The following is a 6409-nucleotide window of genomic DNA, read 5'->3' on the forward strand; positions in this document are numbered from 1 at the left end:
CGGCTCGCCGGCCGCCACACCGTCGCGGTCGAGAAGGACGGCAAGCCCGTCGCGACCCTGCGCGCCCCGCACATCATCCTCGCGACCGGCGCCCGCGCGCGCGAGCTGCCGGGGCTGGAGGCGGACGGCAAGACGGTGTGGACCTACAAGCACGCGATGGTCCCCGACCGCATGCCGAAATCGCTGCTGGTCATCGGCTCCGGCGCGATCGGGATCGAGTTCGCGAGCTTCTACCTCAACATGGGGGCGGCGGTGACGGTGGTCGAGGTGCTCGACCGCGTGCTGCCGGTGGAGGACGAGGAGATCTCCGCCTTCGCGCGCAAATCGTTCGAGAAGCAGGGCATGAAGATCCTCACCGGCGCCAAGGTGGGCGGCGTGACGCGCGGCGGCGCGGGCGTGACCGTCCGCGTCGAGTCGGGCGGCACGACGCAGGACATCACCGTGGACGTGGTGATCTCTGCCGTCGGCATCGTCGGCAACGTCGAGGGCATCGGGATCGAGGGCACCGCCGTCAAGGTCGAGCGCACCCATGTCGTCACCGACGAATACTACCGCACCGGCGAGCCCGGCGTGTATGCGATCGGCGACCTGTGCGGCCCGCCCTGGCTCGCGCACAAGGCGAGCCACGAGGGGGTGATCTGCGTTGAGAAGATCGCCGGGCTGAACGACGTGCATCCGATGGACGTGACCAACATCCCCGGCTGCACCTATTGCCGCCCGCAGGTCGCCTCGGTCGGGCTGACGGAGGCACGGGCGAAGGCGGCGGGGCACGAGGTGCGCGTCGGCCGCTTCCCCTTCATCGGCAACGGCAAGGCGATCGCGCTCGGCGAGCCGGAGGGGATGGTCAAGACGGTGTTCGACGCCAGGACCGGCGAGTTGCTGGGCGCGCACATGATCGGCGCCGAGGTCACCGAGATGATCCAGGGCTACACCATCGCCCGGACGCTGGAGAGCACCGAGGCGGAGCTGATGCACACCGTCTTCCCGCACCCGACGGTCAGCGAGACGATGCACGAGGCGGTGCTGGACGCCTATGGGAGGGCGATCCATTTCTGAGCGGCCGCCGCACGATGCTTGACGCGGCCGCCCCCCTCCGCCACCTGACGGGCATGGCCACCCACGTCCTGATCGACCACCGCCAGGGCAAGCCGCGTCACCCCGAGAAGGCGCATCGCCCCGATCACCCGATCCAGCGCAAGCCGGACTGGATCCGGGTCCGCGCGCCCACGCACCCCGTTTATCACGAAACGCGCGCCCTGATGCGCGAACACCGCCTCGTCACCGTGTGCGAGGAGGCGGCGTGCCCGAATATCGGCGAATGCTGGTCGCAGCGGCACGCGACCATGATGATCATGGGCGACACCTGCACGCGGGCCTGCAGCTTCTGCAACGTGCGGACGGGCCAGCCGGACGCGCTCGACGCGGACGAGCCGGGCCGGGTGGGGGAGGCGGTCGCGCGCCTCGGCCTGCGGCACGTGGTGATCACGTCGGTGGACCGCGACGACCTGGCCGATGGCGGGGCGGCGCATTTCGCCGCCGTCATCGCGGCGGTCCGTGCCGCGGCGCCTGAGACGACGATCGAGGTGCTGACCCCCGACTTCCTGCGCAAGCCCGGCGGGGCGGAGACGATCGCGGCGGCGCGACCGGACGTGTTCAATCACAACCTGGAGACGGTGCCCCGGCTCTATCCGTCGATCCGGCCCGGCGCGCGCTATTACCAGTCGCTGCGCCTGCTCGATACCGTCCGCCGACTGGCACCCGGGATCTTCACCAAATCCGGGCTGATGGTCGGCCTTGGCGAGGAACGGGCGGAAATCGCGCAGGTGATGGACGATCTGCGCACGGCCGAGGTGGATTTCCTGACCGTCGGCCAGTATCTCCAACCAACGGTCAAGCACGCCGCCGTCGCCCGCTTCGTCCCGCCGGCCGAATTCGACGACATTGCCGCCACCGCACGCGCCAAGGGCTTCCTCATGGTCGCCGCCACGCCGCTGACGCGCAGTTCCTATCACGCCGATGCCGATTTCGCGCGCCTGCGCGACGCGCGGGCGGCGGCGTCCATGGCCGCCCCCATGGCCGCGCCCATGCGCGACGGGGCAGCCTGACCCGATGCCGACCCACGACCAGACCACCACCGTTCCCTACCGCGACGACCAGTTGTTCGACCTGGTCGCCGATGTCGGCCGGTATCCGGAGTTCCTGCCCTGGTGCGTCGCCGCCAAGCTGCGCACCCGGACGGAGACGGAGATGGTCGCCGACCTGACGATCGGTTTCGGCCCCTTCCGTGAGAGCTTCACCAGCCGCGTCCGCCTCGATCGGCCGCGCCATATCCGCGTCACCTACGAGAACGGGCCGTTCAAATACCTCCACAACACCTGGCAATTCACGCCGGCGGCGGCCGGCGCGCCGCCTGGTTGCCGGGTGGATTTCCACGTCGATTTCGAGTTCCGGTCCCGCCTGCTCAGCCGCGCGATCGGCGTCGTGTTCCAGGAAGCGGTGCGCCGCATGGTGGCCGCCTTCCTGACCCGGGCGCGCGCGATGTACGGCCCGCCCGGCAGCCGTCCGCAAGCCGGCGCCGTCCAGTCCGCCGCGGCCCCGCCCCAGGCCCCCGCACCGGTCAAGTCCGAGGCGTGACACCCGGCGGCGTGACCCCGACCGCCCGCGCTATCCTGCGTCCGGACCGAGGAGAGAGTGCGTGCGCATGATCCTGCTGCTTGCCGTGCTGGCGCTGTCGCCCCCGGTGGACGCGATGCGGACGCAGGCCGGGGCCGACCCGGTTGTGCGGGTGGCCGATCACCTCCTGACGGTCGCCAACCGCGCCCGACAGCCGATCATCGCGGTGCGCATGTCCTCGGCGCGCGACGACGACTGGGGCGACGACCGGCTGGGTCCGCAGCAGACCATCGCCCCCGGCCGCAGCGTCACCCTCCATCTCCAGGGCGCGGGCTGCGCGTGGGATGCCCAGGCGACCTACCGCGACGGCAGCACGCAGGAGCGGCGCGGCCTCGACATCTGCCGCGTGCGCACCGTCGCCTTCGACGGCGGCCGGGCAGGTGACGGCGACGAGGACGGCGGCGGCCAGGATCAGCCTGGGCACGACGTCTCCTTACGCAACGCGTCCGGCCGCACGATCACCGAAATCTACGTGTCGCCGCGCAACGCGACCGACTGGGGCGACGACCGGCTGGGCGACGGCCAGCTTCTGCCCGGCAAGGCGCTGTCCGTGACGTTCAACGGCGGCTGCCGGCAGGACGTGCGCATCGTCTATGACAACAAATCCGCCGAGGAGCGGCGCGGGGTGGACCTGTGCGCGCATCCGCGGCTGCGCATCAGCCCGGGCTGGGTCCTGCCGGACCAGCCGGGCATGGCGTTGCCGCATCACGGCGACGGATCGGACGACCAGGGGTCCGGCGACCAGCCGGACGACAAGGGGCAGGGGGACAAGGCACCGGGCGATCAGGGACCCGGCGACCAGGGACCCGGCGACCAGGGACCCGGCGACCAGGCCCCGGGGGATCAAACACCCGGCGACCAGGGGCCGGACAACGCCGCGCCGGGGAACGGCGGTCAGCATATCCGCGTCATCCTGCCGCAAGGCAGTGTCCTGCGCCTGACCTGCTGACCCGGCGGATCGCGGCCGGTAGGCTTGCCGCCGTCCTGCCGCAAAGGATCCGCGATGTACATGCCGCTGCCGGCGCAGCCGGGCCTCCCGCCCGTGCGCATCGACCTCTATTCCGACACCCACACCCGGCCCACGGCCGCGATGCGCACCGCCATGCTCGCGGCGGAGGTGGGGGACGAGCAGTACGGCGACGATCCCACCGTCAACGCGCTGTGCGACCGGATGGCGGCCCTGCTGGGCAAGGAAGCCGCGGTGTTCCTGCCGAGCGGGACGATGTGCAACCAGATCGCCGTGCTGACCCATACGCGGCCGGGCGACGAGGTGCTGTGCCACGAGACGGCGCATCTCGTGACCAGCGAGGGGGGCGGTGCCTCGGCGCTCTCCGGCGTCAACCTGCTCGGGCTGCGCGGGGCGGAGGGGCAGTTCGACGCCGATGCGGTCACCGAGGCGCTGCGTCCGCGCACCCGCAACGCGCCGCCGCAAAGCCTGTTGTCCGTGGAGCAGACCACCAACATCGCCGGCGGCGCCGTCTGGCCCGTCGCTGCGCTGGATGCCGTCGCGGCGACGGCGCATGGGGCCGGGCTCGCGACGCACATGGACGGGGCGCGGCTGTTCAACGCCGTGGTGGCGTCGAACCAGCCGGTGGGTGCGCATGTCCGCGGCTACGACACCGTCTGGGTGGACTTCACCAAGGGGCTCGGCGCCCCGCTCGGCGCCGTGCTTGCGGGCACGTCCACCTTCATCGGCGCGGCGTGGCGCTGGAAGCAGCGTCTGGGCGGCGCCATGCGGCAGGCCGGGATGTGCGCGGCGGCGTGCCTGTATGCCCTTGACCACAACATCGCGCGGCTGGCCGAGGATCACGCCAACGCCGCCCGCCTCGCGGCAGGGCTGGCGCGGGTGCCCGGCCTCGCGGTGCAGCCGCCCGCCACCAACCTCGTCTTCTTCGAGATCACCGACGGCCGCTTCCCGATCGAGGAGCTGGCGCTGCGCGCCCGCCGCGCCGGCCTGCTCGTCTCCCTGCTCGGCCGCAACCGCGCCCGCGCCTGCACCCATCTGGACATCACGGCGGCCGACGTGGACGACGCGGTGTCCATCCTTACCGACGCGATGAAGGCCGGATAGACACACGTATAGATTGCATTGGCGGCTAGCGTTTCCTTAACCTCCCCGCGCGATCCTTGTCGGGTCACCAAAACGGGAGAGACACGCATGCGTCCAATCTTTCTGCCCGGGCTGCTCTGCCTCGCGGGTGCGACGATGCTCGGCGCCTCGGTGCTCGGCGGCGTGCCGTTCGGCGCCCATGCCGCGCGGGCACAGGCGGCGCCGGCCGCCTCGGCCCAGCCCGGTGCCCACCGGCAGACCGTCGCCCAGCGCTTCGCCGAGGCGAACACCACCCATGACGGCCACCTGACGCTGGCGCAGGCGCAGGCCGGATTCCCGGCCATGGCGTATCTGTTCGACCGCATCGACCGCGACCGGAAGGGCTACATCACGATGGCCGACATCCATGCCTACTACGAGGCGAAGCGGGCCGCCCGGCGCGCCGCTTCCGACTGAGCCGGCGGCTACAGGACGGCGTCGATCAGGGCGAAGGCATGGGCGACCGTGGCCGCGCGCACGGCGGCACGGTCGCCCGGGAAGACCACATGGTCGGTCATGACACCCCCCGCGTGGGCGAGGCCGAACCAGACAAGACCCACCGGCTTGTCCGCGCTGCCGCCGCCGGGACCCGCGATACCCGTCACGGCGACGGCGACGCCCGCCGCGGAACGGGCGCGGGCGCCGCGCGCCATCGCCTCCGCCACCGGCGCGCTGACGGCGCCGTGGTCCGCGATCAGCGCCGCCGGCACGCCGAGCATCTCCGTCTTGGCCGCGTTCGAATAGGTCACGAAGCCCCGGTCCACGACATCCGACGAGCCCGCGATCTCCGTCAGCCTGGCCGCGATCAGCCCGCCGGTGCAGCTTTCCGCCGTCGCGAGCATGACCCCGCGCGCCCGGCAGCGCGCCAAAAGCCGCTCCGCCGCGCGCCGAAGCTCCGCCGCGTCCGGTGGCCCCCCTGGCGCTTCCGCCTGCGCCTCGGCTTTCGCCCCGCCCGTCATGCGTCCTCCGCGACGATCTCGCCGGCCTTGATCGCTTCCTGGAACAACCGCCAGTCCCGCTCGGTCTGGTCGGCATACGCCATCGCGAAATCCGCGATTGCCGCGTCCATGACGCCGCCATGGCCGAGATAGCCGGCGATCCGCGCGGCGTCGCCGGACCGCGCATGGGCCCGCGCCAGGGTGCGCCCGCACAGCGCGGCGTGCGTCGACAGCGCCGAGTCCGCCAGCTCGTTGCCCGCGAGCGCGAGACGCGGGTCCTTCAGCGCCCGGACGTAGCAATGCCGGTCATCCCCTGGATCGCGCGTCCAGCCGAGGAAGATGTCCGGGCAGGTCTGCATGATGCGTTGCCCCACGACGATCCGCTCGCCCTGGTTCTGGTACAGGCTGCGCCCGGCGAAGGGTTCGAGCACGCTGCGCTGCGCCTCCTTGACCTGCAGCAGCAGCGGGGCGCCGTCGCCACTCACGTACAGGCCGATCGCGCAGAACGTGCCGACGCTGCCGACGCCGACCACCTTGAACGCCACGTCCTCCAGCCGGTAGCGGTCGAGCAGCAGGCGCCGCTCCTCGGGCAGGGTGCTGCGGTAGGAGGCGAAGGCCGCGCGGGCGGCGACCGTGTGCACGTCGTCGCCCGCCTGGCCGAGGCTCAACGTCAGCGGCGGCCGGTCGCGCAGCCGCCAGCGGCCGCGAT

Annotated in this window: 8 protein-coding genes; 6 read left to right on the forward strand and 2 right to left on the reverse strand. The window is 72.0% G+C overall.

All coding sequences use genetic code 11. From position 1 onward, the window contains the following. The 6 genes from B8460_RS16645 to B8460_RS16670 all read left to right on the forward strand — a co-directional run. The coding region (locus B8460_RS16645; RefSeq protein WP_048862737.1) for a dihydrolipoyl dehydrogenase at positions 1 to 1056 on the forward strand (1056 nt) is incomplete at its 5' end. Between the two features lie 53 nt (positions 1057 to 1109). After that, complete coding sequence (gene lipA, locus B8460_RS16650) at positions 1110 to 2105, forward strand: lipoyl synthase (protein ID WP_048862738.1); 996 nt, start codon at positions 1110 to 1112, stop codon at positions 2103 to 2105. A gap of 4 nt (positions 2106 to 2109) precedes the next feature. After that, positions 2110 to 2634, forward strand: a complete 525-nt coding sequence (locus tag B8460_RS16655; protein ID WP_048862739.1) for a type II toxin-antitoxin system RatA family toxin — start codon at positions 2110 to 2112, stop codon at positions 2632 to 2634. Between the two features lie 61 nt (positions 2635 to 2695). After that, a complete protein-coding gene (locus B8460_RS16660) occupies positions 2696 to 3622 on the forward strand; it encodes a hypothetical protein (protein WP_148360663.1) in 927 nt (308 codons plus the stop codon). Between the two features lie 60 nt (positions 3623 to 3682). Beyond that, on the forward strand, positions 3683 to 4744 hold the full coding sequence (locus tag B8460_RS16665; RefSeq protein WP_307188641.1) for a threonine aldolase family protein: 1062 nt from the start codon (positions 3683 to 3685) through the stop codon (positions 4742 to 4744). Positions 4745 to 4831: 87 nt separating this feature from the next. After that, positions 4832 to 5179, forward strand: coding sequence for an EF-hand domain-containing protein (locus tag B8460_RS16670; protein ID WP_199445678.1), 348 nt, complete (start codon positions 4832 to 4834; stop codon positions 5177 to 5179). Positions 5180 to 5187: 8 nt separating this feature from the next. Here the strand turns inward: B8460_RS16670 and B8460_RS16675 are convergent, their stop codons facing one another. Beyond that, positions 5188 to 5721 carry a CinA family protein gene (locus tag B8460_RS16675; protein ID WP_084623799.1) on the reverse strand — a complete coding sequence of 178 codons (534 nt, stop codon included), beginning with the start codon at positions 5719 to 5721 and terminating at the stop codon, positions 5188 to 5190. Beyond that, positions 5718 to 6409: DUF2252 family protein (locus B8460_RS16680; protein ID WP_048862743.1), on the reverse strand; the 692-nt coding region annotated here is incomplete at its 5' end. The genes B8460_RS16680 and B8460_RS16675, both read right to left, overlap by 4 nt.

The organism is Acidisphaera rubrifaciens HS-AP3, from assembly GCF_000964365.1.
GTDB lineage: Bacteria > Pseudomonadota > Alphaproteobacteria > Acetobacterales > Acetobacteraceae > Acidisphaera > Acidisphaera rubrifaciens.

Excerpts from the sequence above, each read along its gene's own strand:
- B8460_RS16665 (WP_307188641.1), top strand. The coding sequence starts at position 3,683 with ATGCCGCTGCCGGCGCAGCCGGGCCTCCCGCCCGTGCGCATCGACCTC.
- B8460_RS16675 (WP_084623799.1), bottom strand. The coding sequence starts at position 5,721 with ATGACGGGCGGGGCGAAAGCCGAGGCGCAGGCGGAAGCGCCAGGGGGG.
- B8460_RS16670 (WP_199445678.1), top strand. The coding sequence starts at position 4,832 with ATGCGTCCAATCTTTCTGCCCGGGCTGCTCTGCCTCGCGGGTGCGACG.
- lipA (WP_048862738.1), top strand. The coding sequence starts at position 1,110 with ATGGCCACCCACGTCCTGATCGACCACCGCCAGGGCAAGCCGCGTCAC.
- B8460_RS16655 (WP_048862739.1), top strand. The coding sequence starts at position 2,110 with ATGCCGACCCACGACCAGACCACCACCGTTCCCTACCGCGACGACCAG.